We start from the raw sequence: 21339 nt of genomic DNA, 5'->3' as shown, positions 1-21339 counted from the left end.
CAATTATTTGTTCAGTCCAGTAATGCTGAATTACCAGTAGTTGATAAAACCAATAAATCTTAAAAACCATATATATAAGTTAAGAAAAATGGTCGGTTACTAATGTATTTAATATTTTTACCTTTGAGTAATAACCAGCACAAGCACTGGCTATATAACAGTAAATAATTAATAAATTTAGAAGATATTATTTATAGGTAAGCATTTATTGATAGCCTGTGTTGCAACATCTTCGCTTCCAAAATACATTAAATGACTGATTATCAAGTAGACTTAACCAATTGCGACCTTGAGCCCATACATATACCAGGCAAGGTGCAATCACATGGCTTTTTGTTGGCTGTTGATAGCAACGCTATTATTACTTACGCAAGCGAGAGTGTTTCAGCTTACTTACCTATTGAAGTAAGCAGGTTATTAGGTAAAAATATAGCAGAAGTGGAAAGCCTGTTGCAAAAAGATGAAAGCTCGGGTTTTATTAATCAAATGCTGCAGTTGGGGCGCCATGCCAAAAGTTTCGACACTATTAACCCTATACGTTTAGATATTGGTGGAAGCAGCTTTAACCTCATTATGTCGCAAACGGGTAAATATTATTTGCTCGAGTTTGAACCAAACAACATCGGCTTAGAGGTTGATATTCAGAAAACCATAGGCCGGTCGGTATCAGAAATGCTGGCTGGCAAACAGCTAAAACAATTGCTTGATAATGCTGCCCAACAGATCAAAAACCTGATAGGATATGATCGGATCATGATCTATAAATTTGGAGAAGACGGGCATGGTGAAGTTATTTCAGAAGTAAAAGAAGACCATCTGGAACCTTTTTTGGGATTGCACTATCCTGCCAGCGATATTCCTAAACAGGCGCGGGATCTGTATAAAATAAACCTTACCCGTATTATAAGCGATGTTAATACAGATGCATCGCCCATATTTGCCCTGGCAACAAACGGGCAGGCCGAGCCTCTCGATCTTACCCATTCGGTATTGCGGGCGGTATCACCCATTCATATTCAGTATCTGAAAAACATGGGGGTGGTTTCCAGTTTTAGCATCTCCTTGCTCTACCGCGATCAGCTTTGGGGATTGGTTGCCTGCCATAATTACACGCCACGCTTTATCAATTTTAAAGCCCGCGAAGCAGCCAAATTAATCGGTCAGATCATCTCTTCGGCACTTGAGTACAAACAAGACGAAGAGAACATGGTTAAAAACTTTGATTACAAAGCGGCTTACGATTCCCTTTCGCTTATTTTACGCAATGGTGGAAATGTGGCTTATGCTATATCGGGGCATAATACTACCCTATTAGATGTGGCCGATGCCAGCGGGGCAGCCATTGTTTATGAAAATAAAATTACCACGATAGGTGCAACGCCTAACCAAGAGCAACTGCAGGAACTGGTAAATTGGTTGAAGCATAACATGAATGACCGAATGTACTATACCAATCAGTTACCCGAAGTTTACCAACCTGCCAAAGCTTACAGTGCCGTAGCCAGTGGTTTACTGGCTTGTACCCTATCTAAAGAACTGGGTGAAATAATGATGTGGTTTAAACCCGAACAAATATCTACTATTAACTGGGCCGGCAACCCCAATAAACCAGTGGAAACCACTGATGATGGTATAATGAACCTTTCGCCCCGGCGCTCTTTTGAGGTATGGTCGCAAACGGTTAAAAACACCTCATCACGTTGGACACAAGAGGAAATCTCCAATGTATTAAAGCTACGCGAAGAAGTAATGTTTGCTATTAACAGGCAAGCCAATGAGATACGTACACTTAACGAAAAACTAAAGCAAGCTTACGAAGAACTGGATACTTTTAGCTTCACCGTATCGCATGACCTCCGTACACCGCTATCTACCATTAAAAATTATTCGGAACTTTTGTTGGAATCTAATACCAGTTTAGACAGTGAAGCCCGGCGCATACTGCAAAAAGTAATTAATGGAGCCGATAAATTAAACTTTTTGATCAAAGAGGTATTAAATTATTCGAGAGTTGGCCGTGCGGATATGGAATGTACGCATATAGAAATGGGTAGCCTGATTCGGGAAATCAAAAACGACCTGATTGTAGCCTTCAATATCCATAATTTAGAGTTTGAAGTAGGTAGTACCCCAAGTGTTTATGGAGATAGAACCATGATTGGTCAGGTTATTGCAAATTTATTAAACAATGCCATTAAATATTCGAGTAAATCAATATCGCCAAAAGTAAAAATAGAAGGTAAAGAAACTGGTATCGAAATTATTTACTCCATAAGCGACAATGGCGTTGGTATTGATTTAAACTATTATGACCGTATATTTGATTTATTCAAACGTATGGACAATGTGCGTGGTTATGAGGGAACAGGTGTGGGTTTAGCTATTGTTAAACGTATAATAGATAAGCACAATGCCCGTATATGGGTAGAAAGCGAGTTAGGAATTGGCACGGTATTTTATATAGCATTTAAAAAAGACGCGTAATGGCAACACCAGATATATTATATGTTGAAGACAACGAAGATTTTATTGACGTTGTTGAGTGTGCTATGGTACAAATTGATGGCAAAACCATTATGCATACCATAGAAGACGGCGCATTGGCCTTAACCACTTTAGATAAAATGGTAGAAAATAAAGCTAAGCCGAGATTGATTTTAATAGATTTAAACCTGCCCGGCCTTTCGGGTTTAGACCTGCTGAGAAAAATAAGAGAAACTCAAGCATTACGTTACATCCCTACTGTAATTTTTTCAACCTCAGATAATCCTAAAGATATACGCACCTCATTGGAGTTCGGCGCTAATGCTTACGTTACCAAACCGTTGGGCTACAGTAATTTAGTTAAATGCCTTAGTTCCTTACACGAATTTTGGTTAAATACTACCTGTGTAGCTTAACTTATTAATGAGATATTACGATACAAGAGTTTTATACCTGGCTAACCTGCAAATCAATTTTTTATGGGTTAATACTAACAAAATCTGATCTGATATTTTTGGCACCGCTTTAACAGGCTACCTTTACATCGTAAAAAAATCATTCAACTATGGTTGAGTTACCCAGCCATCGATAAATAATAATCCATCATATCATCATTACCCGGTTTGCGCTGATAAGCGTTGCCCATTAACCGTACTTGTACCGGCTCTGTAATACCTCTAAGGCGTACCTTTTTGCTGGGTGTGCTTACGTTCATATTTTCTAAAAACCTATAAGCATCTTCCGATATCAGCAGATCATTATTCAACTCTTTGGTTTCGGCTTGCAAGCGGGCAGCAATGTTAACAGGTAAGCCCATAACGGTAAGGTGATTGTTGTAATCCATATCATACTCGCCTACCAAAACTTTACCCTGATGCAAACCAATGCCTATTTCAAAATTCAAATTAAAATAGGATTGCGCATAAGTAGTGTTAAACACTTCCAGATCGTGAAAGATAGCCAGCGAGGCATCCATTGATGACTGTACCGCTTTTTGCAGATCGCTCTCTAAACCAAACACGGCATAAATGCTATCGCCCATGGTTTCTATAATGCGGCCACCCACTTCGCGTATGGAATCATTAAACAGCACAAACAACTTACGAATTACATAAATAACATCGTAAGGCGCACGCTGCTCCATAAAGGAGGTAAAGTTGCGAATGTCTAAAAACAGCAGTGCCAGTTCCTTTTCATCGCCTAAAACAGTGCATTTCTGTACAAAATCGGTTACGTTGGTATTGGTGTGGTCTATCTGCATACCGGGTTCATCAACTTGCGAACTGCAAACTACTGTATCATCGGGCAAACGGGTGCACGATATGGCATGCGGCATAGTGGTATTAAAGTCGAATATTTCCTTTGCAGGTATGAGCTGATTGTGGCGTTTATTCAAACAAGGTATATTTAATTTCATGAGCTATGTGCTTTAATAATGATACAAATGTAGTGGGTAACTACAGGCCATGTTTGCAATATTCGAACGATTAATTACAATATTCAAATAATTAATGCTTTATGGGTTAACCATGACTTAGCTGGTGTGGTGTGACAATCAGTGGACATAAAAGAAGATATTGTTGTGTTTTAATTAGTTTATGCGCTGCAATTCACGTTCAAGAATTTCCTTGTAAATTGCCCCCCTATGATGCAATGGGAAAAGTTGATCTCGGCTAAACGCTGGGGTATAAAGGATGACGGCAAAACCGATCATGACAAGGACCGCTCACAGTTTCAAAAAGACTATGACCGGCTGATCTTCTCCTCTCCTTTTCGCCGGTTACAAAATAAAACCCAGGTTTTCCCTTTACCCGGCAGTGTGTTTGTACACAACCGCCTTACCCATAGTTTAGAGGTTGCCAGCGTAGGCCGCTCTTTAGGCACCATCTTTTATAATAACTTAAAGAAACTGGAACCCGGTTTAGATACCCGCCTACCGCTCATTAGCGAGGTAGGTAATATGGTGGCCGCCGCATGTTTAGCACACGATATGGGCAACCCGGCGTTCGGTCATTCGGGCGAATCGGCCTTGTCGCGCTATTTTACGGATGGTGACGGTAAGGTTTACCAAAACCTGTTAACCGAAAATCAGTGGCATGATCTCATCAATTTCGAAGGTAACGCCAATGCTTTCCGTTTATTAACCTACCCTTTCAGTGGCAAGGGCAACGGCGCTTTTGCTTTAACTTATACCACACTGGCGAGCATTGTTAAATATCCCTGCGTGGCTGTGGCAGGGCATGTTAAAGGAAATATCCATCAAAAAAAGTACGGCTTTTTCCAATCGGAACAGGCTACATTTCAGGCTATTGCCGATGAATTAGGTTTAATTAAATCGCAGGATGAGCCGCTAATCTACAAACGTCATCCGCTGGTTTACTTGGTAGAAGCTGCCGACGATATATGCTATAATATTATCGACCTGGAGGATGCGCATCGTTTGAAGATCTTATCCTACAATAAGATCAAGGAACTGCTGATGCCTATTTGCAACAGCGCCCGCATGGGCACCTGGCTGGAAACTGAGTTTGATGACGAAGATGCTAAGGTGAGCATTATGCGAGCCAAAGCCATTAATAACCTGGTTACCGAATGCTCCCGCATCTTTTTAGATAACCAGGAAGCCATACTAAGCGGCAATTTTAACCAGGGACTAACCGACGCTTTAGACGAACCATTTTTAACGCCCTGGAAAACGATAGGAACGATCTCGGTAGAAAAGATCTATAATTACCAGTCGGTAGTGCAAATTGAGGTTGCTGGTTACAAAGTAATGGCCGGCCTGCTGGAAGAGTTTATACCCGCCATGATCCATAACAATACGCCGTACTATAAAAAGCTGGTTCAGCTTATCCCTAAACAGTTTATCAACCCTAAGCCCGATCTGTATTCTAAAATTCAAAGTGTGCTGGATTTCGTGTCGGGCATGACGGACTTGTACGCTGTTGAACTGTATAGAAATATTAAGGGGATCTCGTTTCCAGCTATACATTAGGCCAGCCCCTCCCAAACCCTCCCCGGGAGGGAGAGCTTTTAATGAATATTTATTTCTTAAAGTCTCCCCTCCCGGGGGAGATTTAGAGGGGGCTTGTTTTACTTGCTGCTAAACAATAACGCCACCATAAAAAACACGCCTATAGCTCCAACTATGTAAGCCCAATATTGCATTTTAATAAAGAAGAAGGAGTGGCTGGGTTTCATGATAAATTCCTGACCGGTTAGTTTGTCTATCATCACGCGGTCTTTAGCCGGTGAATTAAAACTATTGCCCGCGAACCAAAGAGCTACTGCCGCGGCTAATGCGCCAATGGCTACCCCGTAAGGCTGCGTTGTTTTAAAGACGGCACTGAATAACACACTGATTACTCCAACAGCTACAATAGTAATTAACGGGACTAAAAAGCCGTATCCTTTCCAAATAAAAATCATAAAAAATTAGTTTTAAAGATGGAACTTAGTGTTATACACGTTTTTATTAATGATGGTAAGTGGATTTTCAGTGCTATTGTTTTAAATTATTGTTCGGTACATGTTACCAGTACTTATATACGCCAGTGTTCACATTTTGCTAAAAAAGCGGGACTGGCGTCGGCACCAATGCCTGGTGTGTCGTCAATGTTAAGGTGGTAGCCATTGTAAGTTACTCCGCCTATGCAGGGGTCTTCCAGGTGGCCCAGCATGCAAGTATCCATATCGTAAAACCGGATGTTGGGACAGGCATATACCAAATGCAGTTTGGCGCTTAGGGCCACGCGGCTTTCGAGCATCCCTCCCATCATACAGGGTATTTGATACTCAGCAGCCAAATCATGGATCTTTAAGGCCTCGTGGATCCCGCCTGATTTAGCCAGTTTAATGTTGATATAATCGCACGATTTAGTTTGGATTTGAACCCGGGCATCGTGGTGTGTGTACACGCTTTCATCGGCCATAATTTTCACGGGCGATAGCTGCATGAGTTCGGGCAGTTTATCATTATACCAGGTGCGCATGGGTTGTTCGCAAAACTGAACGTCCAAATCGCCCATGGCTTGCAGGGCATATACCGCATCCTCAAAGTTCCAACCCTGGTTGGCATCAATACGAATTTTCATTTCGGGCCCAACCGCCTGCCTGATCTGCCTTATGCGCTCTACATCCTGCCGGGCATCTTTACCTAACTTTACCTTTAGCACAGTTGCACCGGTTTGCTTAAAGTGAATAGCCTTTTGCGCCATCGCTTCGGGTTGAGCTATGCCGATGGTAATGTCGGTTTCAACCTCACGACGGGTGCCGCCTAAATATTTATACAAGGGCAGTCCGGCATTTTTAGCGGCTATATCATAAAGCGCCATATCAAAAGCTCCTTTAATGGTGTAGTTGCCAGCTGTAAAATCGTGTAACTGCTGCATGCGCGCGGGTATATCCAGCGCATCCTGGCTATCCCATAGCTGTGCGAAGTCTTTGGCCATGGCCAGGCAGGTTTCCTGCGTTTCGCCTACTATCATAGGGAAAGCCGAGCATTCTCCCACACCATAGTAGCCCGCATCGGTATAAATGCGGATCAGCACGTTTTGGGCGTAGTGCATGGTGCCGGTAGCTATGGTAAACGGTTCCATAGGTATGCTGAACCGGTAAATATCTATATGTTTAATGTAAACGCGCTGCTGCATTGCGAAGTTAAAATTAAATACCATACTGAGTTAACAAACTATTTGAGCGCAATGTGTAAAAAAATTACACATTTGTGCTTAATAATATAGCTGCAACAAACACAATTTAGTTTATATTTGCGTTACTCTGATATATTTTTGTATTAACTTATCAAATCTCTGCCGACTGCTTTACCTGCCATATATTAATTAAAGGTACAGTCGCTGCATAAAAATCTTATTAAATTACTACATGGCTCAAAAAGGAACGCCTGCCGATTTCGATTATAACTCAACCCGTAGCAAGCTTTTATTAACAGAATATGGCCGCAATGTGCAAAACATGGTCAAATATATAGTTGCCCTGCCCACTAAAGAAGAACGTAACCGTTACGCCAACGTGGTGATAGACCTGATGGGGTTTTTAAACCCGCACCTGCGCGATGTGGCCGATTTTAAGCACAAGCTTTGGGATCACCTGCACATTATATCCGACTATAAAATTGATGTGGATTCGCCTTACCCGCTTCCATCGCCCGAGGCTATTCATATTAAGCCCGAGCCGTTGGGTTACCCTAACAAGCGCATCAGGTTTAAGCATTATGGCAAAACCATTGAGCTGATGATTGCCAAGGCCAAGGCTATTGATGAACCTGCCCGCAAGCAACACATGGTGCAATCTATTGCCAATTTCATGAAAATGGCTTACGTACAATGGAACAAGGATTCGGTTACCGATGAAAGCATTTTATCGGATCTGCGCGAACTATCGAACGGTGAACTGAAACTGGAAGAAAACATTAACCTGGCCCGTGTGGAGTATCGTACACCGGTACAAAATACCCGCACCAATAACCAACGCACCAATAACAACCAAAACAATCGTGGTGGAAGCACCGGCGGTGGTCAGCAAAACCGTAGTGGTCAGCAAAATAACCGTCCGGGTGGTGGTCAGCAAAACCGCAACAATAATAACCAAAACCGCAGCAATAGCGGGCCGAGAAAATATTAAGGGACAGAGACAAGAGCCAAGATATAAGAGCCAAGAGCCAGGAAACCTTCTTAACCCGTTTGAAAGGAATCTTGTTTCTTGGCTCTTGTTTCTTGAATCTGTTTTAAACATCTTTGCAGAAACAAAACCGGCCATAGTGTCTGTTAAACACTATTGTAAATTATATGAAGAATGCTTTTGTAATTCAGGGTGGTAAACCTTTAAAGGGCGAAATAATACCACAGGGTGCTAAAAACGAGGCCCTTCAAATATTATCGGCCGTGCTGTTAACCAGCGAAAAGGTAACCATCAGCAATATACCCGATATTAAAGACGTCAATAAACTCATTGAACTTTTAGGCGATATGGGTGTAAAGGTTGAACGCCTCTCGGCCGATACCTATACTTTTGAAGCTGCTAATATCGACCTGGAATTTTTCCATTCGGATGAATTTAAATCGAAAGGAGGAAGTCTGCGTGGTTCTATCATGATCGTTGGTCCGCTGCTGGCCCGTTTTGGTAAGGCTTCTATTCCTAAACCCGGAGGCGATAAAATTGGCCGTCGTCGTTTAGATACCCACTTTTTGGGTTTCGAAAAATTAGGTGCCAAGTTTGACTATAACCCGGAGGATGGCTTCTTCAAAGTAGATGCATCGGACCTGAAAGGTACTTACATATTATTAGATGAAGCTTCGGTTACCGGTACAGCCAATATTGTGATGGCTGCCGTTTTAGCCAAAGGCATCACTACTATTTACAATGCCGCCTGTGAACCTTACCTGCAACAGCTTTGCAAAATGCTGAACCGTATGGGTGCAAAAATTACCGGCATTGGCTCTAACCTATTAACTATTGAAGGCGTAACCGTATTAAGTGGTACCGAGCACCGCATGCTGCCCGATATGATTGAGATAGGCTCGTTCATTGGCTTGGCGGCCATGACCGGTTCGGAGATCACCATTAAAAATGTACAGTATAAAGAATTAGGTATTATACCCGATACGTTCCGGCGTTTAGGCATTAAACTGGAACTACGTGGCGATGATATTTTTATCCCGGCGCAAGACCATTACGAAATTGAAAGCTTTATTGATGGCTCGATCATGACCATTGCCGATTCGCCTTGGCCGGGCTTTACGCCCGACCTCATCAGCATTGTATTGGTAGTGGCTACTCAAGCTAAAGGTTCGGTATTGATCCATCAAAAAATGTTTGAAAGCCGCTTGTTTTTTGTGGATAAACTGCTGGATATGGGTGCCCAAATCATTTTGTGCGATCCGCACCGTGCTACGGTAATTGGTTTGGATAAGCAGGTGCAACTGCGGGGTATTTCCATGACCTCGCCCGATATTCGTGCTGGGGTGTCGTTATTAATCGCAGCACTATCGGCTCAGGGCCAATCTACCATTTATAATATTGAGCAAATTGAGCGTGGCTATCAACACATCGACGAAAGACTAAAAGCATTAGGTGCCGACATAACCCGGATCTGATTTTCAGATACCATTAGGTAACAGAAACCACTGCTTGTTCGTCATAGCAGTGGTTTTTTTTATTTGATGAACTTACAGCAGTCATGCCGAATTTATTCTGGCATCCTACCAGAAGGTTAGCAGTGTGCAAACCAAATGGCAAACATATTACCAAGCAAGCGGGGTGCTGAAAAAAATTCAGCATAACATATAAGATTAAATACAATATCACCATGTTCGCATCCACAATTCAGCTTTATAAAAATGCTTATAGCGGCCTTACGCGCGAAAGTTGGTACTTGTCGCTGGTAATGCTGGTGAACAGGGCCGGTACTATGGTACTGCCTTTTATGAGTATATACTGTACCCAGCAGTTACATTTTACTATTGCGCAAGCAGGTATAGTGCTGTCTATGTTTGGTGTGGGTTCGTTAGTGGGCGCTTTTATAGGCGGGCGCATTACCGATAAGTTTGGCTTTTATTTTGTTCAATTTGGCGCCTTGCTTAGCGGTGGTATCCTGTTTTTAATATTGGGTTTTCAACAAAGTTTTACGGCGGTATGTGTGGTTACTTTTATATTGAGTGTATGTAATGATGCCTTCAGGCCGGCAAACTCAACTGCTGTAGCGCATTACAGTTCGCCCCAAAACCGCACCCGCTCCTACTCCCTTAACCGGCTGGCTATTAATTTAGGCTGGGCTTTTGGAGGTGCTTTGGGTGGTTTTTTAGCATCAGTAAATTACCACCTCCTCTTTTGGGTAGATGGTTTTACCAACATTTTATCGGCACTATTACTGGTTAAATTGATGCCGCATACCGGTGCTTTAAAACAGACTGCCCACAAAATGAAAGAAGCGGTCGGCGCGGCATCGGCCTATAAAGACGGTGTGTACCTCATGTTCCTGGTTTGTACGGTATTATTTGCGGCCTGCTTTTTCCAGTTGTTTACCATGCAACCGGTGTTCTATAAAACACAATGGCATTTCAACGAATCGTTTATAGGGTTATTAATGTCGCTCAACGGACTGATCATTGTAGCTGTTGAAATGGTACTCATCCACAAAATTGAAGGCCGGCGGCATCCACTAATCTATGTGGTTTGGGGGATATTGCTTATGGGTACTGGTTTTGTTTTATCAAACCTGCTGCCGGTTTCTGGGTGGGCGGCTGTCGTAATTATTTTGTTCATCACCTTTGGTGAAATCATGAGCATACCCTTTATGAACACCTTTTGGCTGGCCCGCACTAATACCAGTAACACCGGTCAATACGCGGCCCTGTACACTATGGCTTGGTCGGTAGCACAAATTTTGGCCCCCGTATTAGGCGGCGAAGCCATTGCCCGTAGCGGTTACACGCTGTTATGGTGGATGCTGGGTACCATTAGCATAGCCTCGGCATCAGGGTTTTGGTGCTTGTATAAATTTAAAATAAGTACCCTTGCTGGTACGAACCTTATGATACGCCATCAGCATTAAAACCGGCTTGTAATATCTTCACAGTTACCAACAATTGCCCCAAATGCCGCATGGTATGTTCGGCCGCATGCGTGTACAAGCCGGTTACTGTTGAGGGTACCTGCGCACGCCCTACGCCCCTTACCTGGGTTAGCGTTTGCTCGTCAGTTGTGCTTAACTGAGTCAAAGCTTTGTCAACCTCTTCATTGAAGTTTTTAGCCAGGCTTTTAATACTATAATCGCCAACCGGTGGCTTATCTTCTGTAGCTAAGTAAGCCAACTGATCATGGTTTAAAGATTCGGCACGGGCATAAGTAAATAGCCTGTTCAGCACCCCTGTTAAGTGTTGCAAATGAAAACCCGGCGATGCCAGCCCGGCCGGCCTTTGCCAAAGTAGCTCTTCAGGAAAACCCTCCATTAATTCATTTAACTCTTCACGGGCTTGCAATAATGCATGTGCTACAGGCTGCAATAAGGCGGGCATACTGGTTAGGGACCCGCGTAGCCATACTTCGGGTAGTTTGTTAGGCATGAGGTAAAGTTATGCTAAACTATACAAAATTTAGTAAACGTAATGCAACAAGCTATTTGCAAAACCTTTAAATAATGCTTTAAACAACTGTTTATGTTAAACAGCACACAATGGTACAGCTATTGCATATATGCATACAAACACTGTTTACCTATGATAAAATTTACTAATTTAAAACCCGCAGCCAAATGGCCTGCACTTATATTAACGCTGTGCGCCGCATTGTTACTTACGGTACAAAGCTGCAAAAATACCAAACGGTCGGACATGGCCCAAACTATTTACAAGATAAATAATAATAAGGCCTTTAACAGAGTTACCCCTGAAGGTTTTGCATCAGTATTTGAAAAAGTTTTGGCCGAAAAGAAAAAATCGTTACAAAACCCTATACAGATCACCGGTTTTTACGAAAAGAACGGACTTGACCCCGTACTGGTTTTAGACCACATGGCAGGAAACGATCTGAAAACTTTGGCCGCATATTTAAAAAATTCGGGTGAGCATGGTTTAGATCCTAAAATGTTCCAGGCTGAGCAGGTAAACAACCTGGTGAATAAATTTTACAGTAAAAACGCTATTAAAACAACCGAAGAGGCGTACCAAAACATGGCCGAGCTGGAAGTTATGCTGGCTAACTCTCTAATTAATTACACCAATGCCTTACAATATGGCGTAATTAGTCCGCGTAAAATATATGCCCGTTATTACACCGAAACCAAACGGCCCGATAGCGCTTCCATGAATAAGGTATTCGCCATTAGCGATCTGAAAACTTTTTTAGATAGCGTGCAACCAAAAAGCACCCCATATTTAGCACTGCAAAAGGCTTTGAAAGAAAACGTACAGGTTCCCGGTAAAACGCCGGAAGAAACCGATCGAATCCTTAAAGTGAACTTAGAGCGCCTACGCTGGAAAAACAAACCGGCTCAAAGTAAATATGTTATCGTTAATATTCCTGACTACCGCTTAGATGTTATGGACAATGGTAACTCAATTATGAATATGAAAGTGTGTGTGGGCGAGGGCCGCAACATTGACCGTGCCGATAACCTGATAGAGTATGATGAAAGTGATAAAAAAGACCGTCCTTTTTCGCGCGAAACGCCGCAGTTGAACAGCATGATTTATTCGGTACAGGTTAACCCTATCTGGAATATTCCTCAAAGTATAGCCACCAAAGAAATTATGGTTAAGGCGGCAGACGACCCTTATTATTTAGCCAACAACAACATTGATGCCTATAAAGGCGGCAAGGTTGTAGAAGATCCTGAAACAATTGATTGGGCATCGGCCGGTAAAGATGAATATGAATTTAAACAACGCCCGGGCGATGATAATGCTTTAGGCAAGATCAAGTTTTTATTTAAAAACAACAGTAGTGTGTATTTACACGATACGCCTGCTAAATTAGCTTTCAATAAGCCAATGCGGGCTGTTAGCCATGGTTGCGTACGGGTAGAACGCCCGCTTGATTTGGCACATGCATTATTTGGGGATGGCGATAAGTACCAAAAAATTGAAAAGTTTATGGGTATGGATAATCCTGATCCTTCAAACTTACAGGTACCTCAAAAAATGCCCGTATATCTTACTTACATCACCTGTTGGCCTGATGCAAATGGCAGGTTACAGTTCCGACCTGATGTGTACGGTTTAGACATTGTTTTATTTGCACATTTAAATAAGTTTTTAACCGTTTAATATTAAATTGTTTTATAAAAATAGCCAGGCCAATAATATGACCTGGCTATTTTATTATAAAAAATTGAAAGTTATTTTAGTTACAAGTAAAACAAATTTAAATGAAAATCTATATTAATGATGATATATATAATATTATCTAAATTAAAATAAAGTTTAAACAAAAAATATCAATCTATTTAGTAGATCATATAAAATATTCGATGTTAACAATTCTGTTTAATGCAACAAATTCCTATTCAAAATCACCAAACCCGTAAATATTACCCTGGAATAACCTTGTATAAACTTGTTGGTTGTTTACTGGTAGTTTTTACACATATTGGTTTACCGCAAATTTACACCCAGCTTAATAAAAGCATTATTGGTTTGCACAGTTTTGTAGCTGTTGTGGTACCCTGTTTTTACATCATATCGGGCTTTTTAGCATATCAGGGCTGGTCAAACGCAAAACATCCCCATCTATACGTGCGGCGTTACATTATGTGGATCACTTCTGTGTACTTGATATTTTTTATATTTTACCTGCTTGATAATGTGGTACCGCTTTTTGTGCATTACGGTTTTGTTCCACACCTTATTTTGAAACAAAGTATCATATTGCTTGATATATTATTTGTTACAGGGCCTAATGCAGCCTTATGGTTTGTACCACCGCTCATATTTGGTACTATAAGCTGTTATTATTTATACACCACAAAAAAACTCGCATTGGCCTCCAAATTAGCTTTAACAGGCTTTTTGCTAACTTTATGTATGTTCGGTACATTGCGTATTTTGATAGAAAGCATATTTGGCCCCATATCTTTTTTAAGTAATACCTATGTAAACATAGCAATGGCTATAATTTATAAATATGTAGGGTTTGGTTTTACATTTGTATTTGCAGGCACTTTGCTTGGTAAATACGACAACAAATTTTTACAGTTAAATGCGTGGACCTTAACACTACTTACCTCGGTAGTGGTAATGCTGGAAATTATACTGTTAAACTATATTGCTGTTGGCTACCATTCTTACTATTTTGTTTTTAGTATGATGCCTCTAAGCATACTGGCATTTTATGGTATTTTACACGTTAAGTTAAATGGTGTGCTTACCTATCATAAATTTATTAACGCATTTACCATCCTCACCTTTTTTTGCCACGTTTATTTTATTGATATTAACATGCGCATATTAGGCTATAAATTGCACCATACCACCATCAGGCAAACTGCTTTGTGTTTATTGCTGACCTTAATGGAAGGGTTGATCTTCACCTCCTTAGTATTGTACGCACAAAGGAGTTTTAAAATCCCCATAAAAAAACTTTTAAGCTTCAATTAGTTTATTTATAAGTCAGTTTTTTTTCATCGGTATCAATATTTCAATAACTTTTATATTTTTGAGTTTCACACGAAACCATTGATGCCTTACAAACCTGGTTTACACATTTTGGCCGAATTTACAACGGCTAAAACAGATTATCTTACATCGGCCTCACCTTGCAGAGACCTGTTCGATCAACTGGTTTCAGATTTTGAATTAACTAAAGTTGGGGAAGCTTACCACGAGTTTGAAAATGGCGGCTTCACTGGTATCATTTGCTTAACCGAATCGCACTTATCCATACATACCTGGCCCGAGTTCAACCTGGCTACTTTCGATATCTTTCTATCTAACTACCAAAAAGACAATACAGAAAAAGTAAAGCAATTTTATGCCGAGGTGTTCAGCTTTTTTGAAGGCGTTGAAATACAGAAAAACGAACTGGAACGATAAAGATGGCGACCCATAAACTAACCTCTTTTCCTAATACAGAAGTGGCTACCTGCCCCCAGTGCAACCAAAGCATTACGCTATATGACCCTGCAGGCAGCGAATTTTGTGTATGCCCCAACTGTCATTCTTTTATTAGGTTTATTGCCGATGACTATGCCAGAACTCAGAAACAGGCGCCGTTAATAAAATCTGATCCAATAATACCCATAGGAACCGAGGGCGTACTTAAAGGCATCCCTTATAAGGTTATTGCTTACATTGAAAAAAAGGAAAGTGCTACCGTATATGCCTGGCGCGAATACCTGCTTTATAACTACGAGAAAGGCTACGCTAACCTGGCAGAGTTCGATGGTCATTGGAACCTGGTAGCCGGTAAGGCATTTTATCCTGAACTGGAAGGCTTAGGTAATAACAGTTGGGGCTTTGTTCAATACCAGAATATTGAATACAAAATGTTTAATAAATATACTGCTGTTATAACCGGCTTAATAGGTGAATTCGATTGGGATCTGCTTAGTGAAAAAATTAAAGTCACCGAGTTTATAGCACCTCCTTTCATTATTTATAAAGAATTGGGGGAACCCGCCGCCAACAAGCCAGAACTTTATTTAGGCGAATATACCGAAGCATCAACTATTGCCGACGCGTTTAAGGTAGATTTGAACCGGTTTCCAGATAAAATAGGGATCGGAGCTAACCAGTTTTCTATGTATTATAGCCGCTGGTACACCGTATCGCGCGTTACAGTATTTTTAATTTTGGCAATGCTGGCCATACAGTTAGCCATTTTACTGCTTAAACCCGAAAAGGTTGTAATGGATCAGGACTTTGTTATTGGGTATGATAGCACTAAAGCAGGCGATGATTTTAAATCCTTTGCCACGCCTGCTTTTATGGTAAACGACGCTTCATCGGCCATGGAGATCAATTTAGGCTCGGCTATTGACAATAACTGGCTGGAAGCTACCGTAACTTTAGTGAACGAGAAAACCAACCAATCCTGGGAAGTTACCGAAGGCGTGGAATACTATCATGGTTACGAGGGGGGCGAAAACTGGAGCGAAGGATCGCAGCAAACTACGGTTTTGTTATCCTCAATTCCTGCAGGTAAGTACCACTTAAACGTGTACCCGGCATCGGGTAACAAAAGTTTAACCAATTTGCGCATGGCGGTTACCACTAATGTTACCTTATGGATGAACTTGTTTATAACCTGCTTACTACTGTGCTTATATCCTATTTACTGCTGGGTACGCATGCAAAACTTTGAAAAGCAACGCTGGGTGAACAGTGATTTTTCACCTTATGAAACCGATGAATAATGGACTATAAATTAATACGTATTTACCTGGTTGTAGTAGCACTCGTAGTGGGTTACTTTACTTATACCTGCTTTAACGGCGTGGCGTACTGGGAAAGCAAGGTTGAAAAAAACACCGATGCCCCGCGCAGCGGCCACCGCGGCGGCGGGATGAGATTTTATCATAAATAAACATTATAAAGATGACTTTAAACGAATTAATTAACATTAAGTACATTATAGCCTCGGTGCTATATTCCGTTATTGGCATTGTGATACTGCTGGTCGCTTTCTGGATCATTGAAAAGACCACGCCCGAAAACCTGTATAAAGAGATCCTCGAAAAACATAACGTGGCGTTGGCTATTGTTTGTGCCGCGTTTATGATCGCCGTAGCTATTATTATAAGTTCGGCCATTCACGGGTAAGCATGAATAAAAAGCTTCATGCGCTTTTGCTCATTTCGGTATTTGTTGTAGCCACCTGCGGGCTCATTTACGAACTAATAGCCGGTACGCTTGCCAGCTATTTACTGGGCGATTCGGTCACCCAGTTCTCTACCATAATAGGCGTGTACCTGTTCTCTATGGGTATAGGTTCATGGGTATCCAAATACTTTGAAAAAAACATTATTTACTGGTTTATTCAGTTAGAAATTTTGGTAGGCATTGTAGGCGGTACCAGTTCTACCATCCTTTTCCTCGTTTTTGAAAGCGTAGCATCCTTCCGCATTATATTATATAGCCTTGTTGGCTTAACGGGCATCTTAGTAGGATTAGAGATCCCTCTACTCATGCGCATATTGAAAGACCGGTACGAGTTTAAAGACCTCGTTTCTCGAGTATTTACGTTCGATTATATTGGCGCGCTATTGGCCTCCCTGGTGTTCCCGCTATTGCTTATCCCCTACCTGGGCTTAGTGAAAACTTCCTATCTTGTAGGTATTTTAAATATAAGCGTAGCTTTAATGGTATGCCTTAACTTTAAAAAGGAAATTAAGGCGGCAACATATCTGCAAACCAGTGCTATCATCAGCATAATTGGTTTGCTTGTGGGCTTTGTGTACGCTAATAATATTACCAGTTATGCCGAAAGCCTCACCTATACCGATACCATTATCTATTCTAAAAGTACGCCTTATCAACGCATTATCCTAACTAAGAAAGGCAAAGTACTACGCTTGTTTTTAAATGGCAACCTTCAATTCAGTTCAGATGATGAATACCGTTACCATGAGGCACTGGTACACCCTGCCCTGCAAGCATTGCCTTATGCCAAAAATGTACTGATTATGGGTGGTGGTGATGGTTTAGCCGTGCGGGAGATATTGCGCTATCCTCAGATCAGATCGGTTACACTGGTAGATCTGGATAAGGGTATGACGACTTTATTTAAATCGAATAGTATATTGCTGAGCCTAAACAAACGCTCCCTTCTATCGCCCAAGGTAACGGTTATTAATGCCGATGCTTTTACCTGGATACGTGCGCAAAAGCGCAAATACGATTTCATTGTGGTCGATTTTCCCGATCCATCCAACTATTCGGTAGGAAAGCTTTATACCAATGCCTTTTATAAACTGGCTAAGGGCGTTTTATCTCCAAATGGAATTATGGTGGTGCAATCTACCTCACCTTATGTAGCGCCAAAATCTTTTTGGACGGTTGATAAAACCCTGCGTTCTGTAGGTTTGCATACCATACCCTATCATAATTTCGTCCCTTCGTTTGGCGAATGGGGCTACATTATGGCTACCCAAGGGCAGCCTTACGTTAAACCTAAGTACTTTTTACCCGGCATGAAATTTATTTCAACAGGCAGCCTCAACCAAATGCTATACTTTCCGCCCGATATGGCCAAAGTGGAAACTGAAGTAAATAAACTAAATAACCAGGCCTTGGTCAAATATTTTGAAGATGAGTGGGCAGCCGTTTTATAAGCAGCAGAACCTGTTGAACAGCGGTAGCCGTCGCGCATTTTTGTTAAAAGCCGGTTTGATCACTTCGGGCATATTTTTAAGCGGCTGCATTAAAAAATTAAAATCAGCTACATATAAAAATATTAAAGGTGGCCTGAGAGGCCCTAATGTCAAAGCTGGGCACATCCTCAGGGACCAAACACTCTTGCCAGCGCCAACTTCAACCCGTAACCTAAAAACGCTAATTATTGGCAGCGGTATATCCGGCCTCGCCGCTGCATGGCGCATGAAAAGGCAAGGTCACCATGATTTTGAACTACTGGAACTGGAAGACCAGTTGGGTGGTAATGCACATTCGGGTAGCAACGCAGTTTCTGATTACCCATTAGGGGCACATTACATCACTATTGCCAATAATGAAGACCAAATACTCATTGACTTTTTAACGGAATGCGGTGTGATCACAGGCTTTGAAAATGGCCTGCCGGTTTACAACGAATATTACCTATGTTTCGACCCTGAAGAACGCCTGCTCATTAATGGCCAATGGCAAGAAGGTTTAGTCCCCGAGTTTGGCATTACCCCTGCTGACCGCGCTCAGATTAAACGGTTTTTTAAACTGATAGAAGAATTAAAAACCGCCAAAGGAACAGACGATAAATATGCGTTCGCTATCCCGCTCGACAATAGCTCCGCAGATGAACGATACCGTCGGCTCGACAGCTTGTCATTCAAAAATTATTTAATAACTGAAGGTTATACATCCCCTTACCTGCTTTGGTACCTGGACTACTGTTGCAAAGATGATTATGGCCAAACCACCGATAAAATATCGGCCTGGGCAGGGCTACATTACTTTGCCGCCCGCAAAGGTAAAGCCGCCAATGCCGAAAGCAACGCCGTGCTCACCTGGCCTAATGGAAACGGCTGGTTGATGAAACAGTTAGCAAGCAGCGTTAAAGAGCATACGCGCACCGGTTCCATGTGCTATGGTGTTTCTGTATTAGCGCAAGGAAACGTACAAGTTGATGTTATGGATATAAAAAGCGGAACCACCTCCACCATTATAGCCGAACGGGTAATTATGGCTACGCCGCAGTTTGTGAACCAAAAGATTATCAAAAGTCCTATTAATCGTCATTTTAATATACATAGCTTTAATTACTCGCCATGGTTTGTTGCCAATATTACCGTTAATAACCTGCCGCAAACCAACGGTAGAGGTTTAAGTTGGGATAATGTGGCTTACAACACCGCCTCAGTTGGGTATGTAAACGCCAATCAGCAAAGCCTGAACACCGGTGATAATAAAAAAGTGCTCACCTACTATTTACCACTATGCGACAGGGAACCGCGGGTAGCCCGGCTGGCAGCATACACCCGTACTTACCAACAATGGCTGGATATTGTGATACCCGAACTGGAGTTTATGCACCCCGGCATTACAGCGCATATTGAGCAGGTAGACGGCTGGATTTGGGGCCATGGCATGATTGCCCCAACATTAAATTACATTTGGGGCAGTGAGCGTAAAAATGCGCAAGCTCCTGTTAACGAGGTTTTATTTTTTGCACACACCGATTTGAGCGGGATCTCTATATTTGAGGAAGCCTTTCACCAGGGTATAAAAGCGGCAAACGATGTATTAGCATCCTATGAACCAAAGCACAACATATAAGCAACCATGGCTTCACTCGCTGGCTACCGATAGTGTTTTCATACTATTGCCACCGTTTTTGGCCTTGTTGCTGGTCGTGGCTTTTCCAGTGGTATTTCAATCGTCATCGGCTATACCGGTAATGTATTGGTTAATATTAGTGGTGTTCATTGATGTGGCGCATGTGTACAGTACACTTTACCGCACCTACTTCAACTATAGTAGTTATCGGCAAAATTCATTACTAATCGTTATTCCAATGGCTTGTTATGTGGTAGGTGTGCTGCTGCATAGTGTTGATGCGATACTTTTCTGGCGTATATTAGCTTACCTGGCAGTGTTCCATTTCATTAGGCAGCAATATGGTTTTATGCGGTTGTATTCGCGCAAAGAAACTTACCATAAATTTTATATGCTTATAGATACCATTGCCATATATACAGCCACCATCTACCCTATCTTTTACTGGCACTTTGAAGGTAACCGGCATTTTAATTGGTTTACAGACAATGATTTCATCATGGTATCTACTTCAACAACTTTAATTAATGTTGGCTTAATCATTTATTTGGTTGTGATATCAGTTTACATCATTAAAGAAATATTATTGATCAAGAAAATCCGGCAATTTAATATTCCCCGCAATCTGCTGGTTATCGGCACCTTCGTGTCGTGGTATTTTGGCATTGTGTATTTCAACGGCGATTTTGCATTCACTATGCTCAATGTAATTTCGCACGGCATACCCTATATGGCACTCATTTGGATAGCAGAAAAGAAAAAGTATCCGGGCAAATCTGATAGCTTTATGCTTAACGCTTCTTTTAGCAAATACGGTATCATTCTATTCGTAATCACCTTAATTGTATTTGCTTATTTGGAAGAAGGTATATGGGATGGCCTTATCTGGCGTGAACATGCCTCCATATTCGGCGCGTTTACCAAGCTTCCAAAAATACAAAACACGCAACTGCTATCCTTATTAGTCCCCCTGCTGGCCTTACCGCAAGCTACCCATTATGTGTTAGACGGCTATATTTGGAAGGTTCAAAAGCAGGAGCTGAGTTAATTTGATTAATAGGTTTTTATTCATTCGGATATCAGGTTATGGGCTTGTTGCTGCCAATTGGTTTTTTTTCAGCCTACCTAATAATAGCTTTACAACTTTTAAAATCAAGCTTATTTAAAACTGACTTATTCGATTAATTTAAAATCAACTTATAGATTACATATTGTATTATACTAAATGTTCAATAATATTTTAAACACAAAAGCCACCTTTATATAAGTGGCTTTTGTTATAATATATAGCATTGTATAAACAATCATACTGTCGGATTTAACATTAAATATGGCTGTATTACTTTATTTTAAACCAAAATATGTTCTGTATCCTGTAATTGTCATATCTATCTGTAGCGGTATTTTTACG

General features: G+C 41.4%; 19 protein-coding genes. 15 read left to right on the top strand and 4 right to left on the bottom strand.

The features are described from left to right. Nucleotides 1–252 precede the first annotated feature (252 nt). Nucleotides 253–2484: an ATP-binding protein gene (locus ACFQ3S_RS00595; RefSeq protein WP_377160132.1), complete on the top strand. Its 2232-nt coding sequence runs from the start codon at nucleotides 253–255 to the stop codon at nucleotides 2482–2484. Further along, complete coding sequence (locus tag ACFQ3S_RS00590) at nucleotides 2484–2900, top strand: response regulator (RefSeq protein WP_377160130.1); 417 nt, start codon at nucleotides 2484–2486, stop codon at nucleotides 2898–2900. Before ACFQ3S_RS00595 ends, ACFQ3S_RS00590 begins: the two co-directional genes overlap by 1 nt. 158 nt (nucleotides 2901–3058) lie before the next feature. Here ACFQ3S_RS00590 and ACFQ3S_RS00585 read toward each other — a convergent pair whose 3' ends face one another. After that, complete coding sequence (locus ACFQ3S_RS00585) at nucleotides 3059–3901, bottom strand: adenylate/guanylate cyclase domain-containing protein (protein ID WP_377160128.1); 843 nt, start codon at nucleotides 3899–3901, stop codon at nucleotides 3059–3061. A 231-nt stretch (nucleotides 3902–4132) separates the two neighbouring features. On the opposite strand from ACFQ3S_RS00585, the gene dgt reads away from it, so the two are divergent. Continuing rightward, complete coding sequence (gene dgt, locus ACFQ3S_RS00580) at nucleotides 4133–5479, top strand: dGTP triphosphohydrolase (RefSeq protein ID WP_377160648.1); 1347 nt, start codon at nucleotides 4133–4135, stop codon at nucleotides 5477–5479. A gap of 98 nt (nucleotides 5480–5577) precedes the next feature. Here the strand turns inward: dgt and ACFQ3S_RS00575 are convergent, their stop codons facing one another. Further along, nucleotides 5578–5913, bottom strand: a complete 336-nt coding sequence (locus ACFQ3S_RS00575; protein WP_377160126.1) for a hypothetical protein — start codon at nucleotides 5911–5913, stop codon at nucleotides 5578–5580. Between the two features lie 113 nt (nucleotides 5914–6026). Continuing rightward, on the bottom strand, nucleotides 6027–7160 hold the full coding sequence (locus ACFQ3S_RS00570) for a mandelate racemase/muconate lactonizing enzyme family protein (protein WP_377160124.1): 1134 nt from the start codon (nucleotides 7158–7160) through the stop codon (nucleotides 6027–6029). Between the two features lie 208 nt (nucleotides 7161–7368). Here ACFQ3S_RS00570 and ACFQ3S_RS00565 point away from each other — a divergent pair, with 208 nt between their 5' ends. The 3 genes from ACFQ3S_RS00565 (at nucleotide 7369) to ACFQ3S_RS00555 (ending at nucleotide 11056) form a co-directional block, all read left to right on the top strand. Beyond that, a complete protein-coding gene (locus ACFQ3S_RS00565; protein WP_377160122.1) occupies nucleotides 7369–8127 on the top strand; it encodes a DUF4290 domain-containing protein in 759 nt (252 codons plus the stop codon). 164 nt (nucleotides 8128–8291) lie between these two features. Continuing rightward, nucleotides 8292–9599 (top strand): UDP-N-acetylglucosamine 1-carboxyvinyltransferase, encoded by a 1308-nt coding sequence (gene murA / locus ACFQ3S_RS00560; RefSeq protein WP_377160120.1) that lies wholly within the window; start codon nucleotides 8292–8294, stop codon nucleotides 9597–9599. A 212-nt stretch (nucleotides 9600–9811) separates the two neighbouring features. Continuing rightward, complete coding sequence (locus tag ACFQ3S_RS00555; RefSeq protein ID WP_377160118.1) at nucleotides 9812–11056, top strand: MDR family MFS transporter; 1245 nt, start codon at nucleotides 9812–9814, stop codon at nucleotides 11054–11056. Here ACFQ3S_RS00555 and ACFQ3S_RS00550 read toward each other — a convergent pair. After that, nucleotides 11034–11567: a DinB family protein gene (locus ACFQ3S_RS00550; protein ID WP_377160116.1), complete on the bottom strand. Its 534-nt coding sequence runs from the start codon at nucleotides 11565–11567 to the stop codon at nucleotides 11034–11036. The two genes, ACFQ3S_RS00555 and ACFQ3S_RS00550, sit on opposite strands and share 23 nt — an antisense overlap. A 153-nt stretch (nucleotides 11568–11720) precedes the next feature. Here ACFQ3S_RS00550 and ACFQ3S_RS00545 point away from each other — a divergent pair, with 153 nt between their 5' ends. The 9 genes from ACFQ3S_RS00545 (at nucleotide 11721) to ACFQ3S_RS00505 (ending at nucleotide 20976) form a co-directional block, all read left to right on the top strand. Continuing rightward, nucleotides 11721–13268, top strand: coding sequence for a L,D-transpeptidase family protein (locus ACFQ3S_RS00545; protein ID WP_377160114.1), 1548 nt, complete (start codon nucleotides 11721–11723; stop codon nucleotides 13266–13268). Nucleotides 13269–13490: 222 nt separating this feature from the next. Beyond that, nucleotides 13491–14597, top strand: coding sequence for an acyltransferase family protein (locus ACFQ3S_RS00540; protein ID WP_377160112.1), 1107 nt, complete (start codon nucleotides 13491–13493; stop codon nucleotides 14595–14597). Between the two features lie 81 nt (nucleotides 14598–14678). Continuing rightward, nucleotides 14679–15032 carry an S-adenosylmethionine decarboxylase family protein gene (locus tag ACFQ3S_RS00535; protein ID WP_377160110.1) on the top strand — a complete coding sequence of 118 codons (354 nt, stop codon included), beginning with the start codon at nucleotides 14679–14681 and terminating at the stop codon, nucleotides 15030–15032. A 2-nt stretch (nucleotides 15033–15034) separates the two neighbouring features. Then, a complete protein-coding gene (locus ACFQ3S_RS00530; protein ID WP_377160108.1) occupies nucleotides 15035–16354 on the top strand; it encodes a DUF4178 domain-containing protein in 1320 nt (439 codons plus the stop codon). Continuing rightward, nucleotides 16354–16524, top strand: a complete 171-nt coding sequence (locus ACFQ3S_RS00525; RefSeq protein WP_377160106.1) for a hypothetical protein — start codon at nucleotides 16354–16356, stop codon at nucleotides 16522–16524. Before ACFQ3S_RS00530 ends, ACFQ3S_RS00525 begins: the two co-directional genes overlap by 1 nt. 11 nt (nucleotides 16525–16535) lie before the next feature. Next, nucleotides 16536–16760 (top strand): DUF350 domain-containing protein, encoded by a 225-nt coding sequence (locus ACFQ3S_RS00520; protein WP_377160104.1) that lies wholly within the window; start codon nucleotides 16536–16538, stop codon nucleotides 16758–16760. Between the two features lie 2 nt (nucleotides 16761–16762). Beyond that, nucleotides 16763–18271, top strand: a complete 1509-nt coding sequence (locus ACFQ3S_RS00515) for a polyamine aminopropyltransferase (RefSeq protein WP_377160102.1) — start codon at nucleotides 16763–16765, stop codon at nucleotides 18269–18271. Next, nucleotides 18249–19928, top strand: coding sequence for an NAD(P)-binding protein (locus tag ACFQ3S_RS00510; protein WP_377160100.1), 1680 nt, complete (start codon nucleotides 18249–18251; stop codon nucleotides 19926–19928). Before ACFQ3S_RS00515 ends, ACFQ3S_RS00510 begins: the two co-directional genes overlap by 23 nt. Continuing rightward, nucleotides 19906–20976, top strand: a complete 1071-nt coding sequence (locus ACFQ3S_RS00505; RefSeq protein ID WP_377160098.1) for a hypothetical protein — start codon at nucleotides 19906–19908, stop codon at nucleotides 20974–20976. Before ACFQ3S_RS00510 ends, ACFQ3S_RS00505 begins: the two co-directional genes overlap by 23 nt. The last annotated feature ends 363 nt before the right edge of the window (nucleotides 20977–21339 follow it).

Source organism: Mucilaginibacter terrae (assembly GCF_042679325.1).
GTDB classification, from domain to species: domain Bacteria; phylum Bacteroidota; class Bacteroidia; order Sphingobacteriales; family Sphingobacteriaceae; genus Mucilaginibacter; species Mucilaginibacter terrae.
This window is presented reverse-complemented; position numbering and strand designations above follow the sequence as displayed.

Coding starts and splice junctions, on each gene's coding strand:
- ACFQ3S_RS00595 (WP_377160132.1), top strand. CDS start 253: ATGACTGATTATCAAGTAGACTTAACCAATTGCGACCTTGAGCCCATA.
- ACFQ3S_RS00590 (WP_377160130.1), top strand. CDS start 2,484: ATGGCAACACCAGATATATTATATGTTGAAGACAACGAAGATTTTATT.
- ACFQ3S_RS00585 (WP_377160128.1), bottom strand. CDS start 3,901: ATGAAATTAAATATACCTTGTTTGAATAAACGCCACAATCAGCTCATA.
- dgt (WP_377160648.1), top strand. CDS start 4,133: ATGCAATGGGAAAAGTTGATCTCGGCTAAACGCTGGGGTATAAAGGAT.
- ACFQ3S_RS00575 (WP_377160126.1), bottom strand. CDS start 5,913: ATGATTTTTATTTGGAAAGGATACGGCTTTTTAGTCCCGTTAATTACT.
- ACFQ3S_RS00570 (WP_377160124.1), bottom strand. CDS start 7,160: ATGGTATTTAATTTTAACTTCGCAATGCAGCAGCGCGTTTACATTAAA.
- ACFQ3S_RS00565 (WP_377160122.1), top strand. CDS start 7,369: ATGGCTCAAAAAGGAACGCCTGCCGATTTCGATTATAACTCAACCCGT.
- murA (WP_377160120.1), top strand. CDS start 8,292: ATGAAGAATGCTTTTGTAATTCAGGGTGGTAAACCTTTAAAGGGCGAA.
- ACFQ3S_RS00555 (WP_377160118.1), top strand. CDS start 9,812: ATGTTCGCATCCACAATTCAGCTTTATAAAAATGCTTATAGCGGCCTT.
- ACFQ3S_RS00550 (WP_377160116.1), bottom strand. CDS start 11,567: ATGCCTAACAAACTACCCGAAGTATGGCTACGCGGGTCCCTAACCAGT.
- ACFQ3S_RS00545 (WP_377160114.1), top strand. CDS start 11,721: ATGATAAAATTTACTAATTTAAAACCCGCAGCCAAATGGCCTGCACTT.
- ACFQ3S_RS00540 (WP_377160112.1), top strand. CDS start 13,491: ATGCAACAAATTCCTATTCAAAATCACCAAACCCGTAAATATTACCCT.
- ACFQ3S_RS00535 (WP_377160110.1), top strand. CDS start 14,679: ATGCCTTACAAACCTGGTTTACACATTTTGGCCGAATTTACAACGGCT.
- ACFQ3S_RS00530 (WP_377160108.1), top strand. CDS start 15,035: ATGGCGACCCATAAACTAACCTCTTTTCCTAATACAGAAGTGGCTACC.
- ACFQ3S_RS00525 (WP_377160106.1), top strand. CDS start 16,354: ATGGACTATAAATTAATACGTATTTACCTGGTTGTAGTAGCACTCGTA.
- ACFQ3S_RS00520 (WP_377160104.1), top strand. CDS start 16,536: ATGACTTTAAACGAATTAATTAACATTAAGTACATTATAGCCTCGGTG.
- ACFQ3S_RS00515 (WP_377160102.1), top strand. CDS start 16,763: ATGAATAAAAAGCTTCATGCGCTTTTGCTCATTTCGGTATTTGTTGTA.
- ACFQ3S_RS00510 (WP_377160100.1), top strand. CDS start 18,249: ATGAGTGGGCAGCCGTTTTATAAGCAGCAGAACCTGTTGAACAGCGGT.
- ACFQ3S_RS00505 (WP_377160098.1), top strand. CDS start 19,906: ATGAACCAAAGCACAACATATAAGCAACCATGGCTTCACTCGCTGGCT.